The sequence below is a fragment of the Phytobacter massiliensis JC163 genome, assembly GCF_000321045.1.
GTDB lineage: Bacteria > Pseudomonadota > Gammaproteobacteria > Enterobacterales > Enterobacteriaceae > Phytobacter_A > Phytobacter_A massiliensis.
On sequence record NZ_CAEO01000177.1, the window covers coordinates 1 to 1,125 of the forward strand.

Sequence of the window (1,125 nt, forward strand, 5' to 3'; positions counted from 1 at the left end):
CCCCAGATCAATGATCAGCGATGTTTCTGAAGAGCCTGGCTTCAGCCGGGCGAGTCTGCTGAACGCGGCAGGCAGGGATTCCGGCATCACCTTTACATCTGTAATGGTAAAGCGTTCCCGCTTATTAATATTCAGCTCACGGAGCAAGTTGGAACGTTTCCGCTCTATGTTGTCTTCATTCTTCTGGCAGTCCTGATCGTAATACTCGCTCAGGGGCAGCGTGACGGTCAGCGAAACCGGCTGCGGCGCAAGGCCACTGTTCAGAAGTGCGTGGTGGACGGCGAGGAGATTCATATCGCCGTACTGATATTCCACGTTTGTGGTCGGGACCGCATCACGGCTTACACTGTCCCAGGTGTACTTAAGCAGCCCTACCTGATAGTTAAACGCGCTTGCGCCGAAATCAGCCACTTTCCAGCCATGACGGAAGGAGTTGGCTGAAATGGACGTTTTAAGAGAGCCGTCAGCAAACCAGGCCAGTTTTACATTAGTGGAACCGTCATCACAGTAAATATTCATCATTTAGAGCCTTATATTATTCTCAGTGTGAGAATAATAGCATCACACATCCCTATAGTGTCAATATAAAATACTCAAAATGAGAATTTTGTAAAATTCATAATGATAATATTGTAGCAATGCGTGGTCCGGATAGATCCCTCAGAATTTTTTGCACTTCACTTTTAAAAAGCTCTCCGCCTATACTGTTTATACATACAGTACAAAAGAGATAAGAAGATGAAACTGGTTATGATGTTTCCCGCCAGTGATTGTCCGCCACTGGCATTTCCCTTATTTTCCGACAGGGCTTCCTGTGGTTTTCCGCCCCCGGCACAGGACTATGTCGAGCAGGAACTTGATTTAAATGACTATTGCGTCAGGCGCCGCAGCGCAACCTATTATCTCCGCGCAAGCGGGGACAGCATGACGGATGGCAGTCTTTTCAACGGAGATCTGCTGGTTGTCGACAGTGCAGAAAAACCCGTACACGGTGATATTGTGGTGGCCAGCGTTGACGGAGGGTTTACGGTCAAACGGCTCCAGCTGCGTCCCCGCCTTGCCCTGCTCCCGATGAATGCCACTTATCCCACGTTATATCCGGACCCGGATGAGCTGGAAATATTC

General features: G+C 49.0%; 2 protein-coding genes. One reads left to right on the forward strand and one right to left on the reverse strand.

What is annotated here, in order from left to right; all coding sequences use genetic code 11:
• Positions 1–519: plasmid segregation protein ParM domain-containing protein (gene parM / locus ENTHG_RS00050; protein ID WP_044171994.1), on the reverse strand; the 519-nt coding region annotated here is incomplete at its 3' end.
• 219 nt (positions 520–738) lie between these two features.
• On the opposite strand from parM, the gene umuD reads away from it, so the two are divergent.
• Positions 739–1,125 (forward strand): translesion error-prone DNA polymerase V autoproteolytic subunit (gene umuD, locus ENTHG_RS00055; protein ID WP_044171997.1); only part of this gene is annotated, 387 nt, incomplete at its 3' end.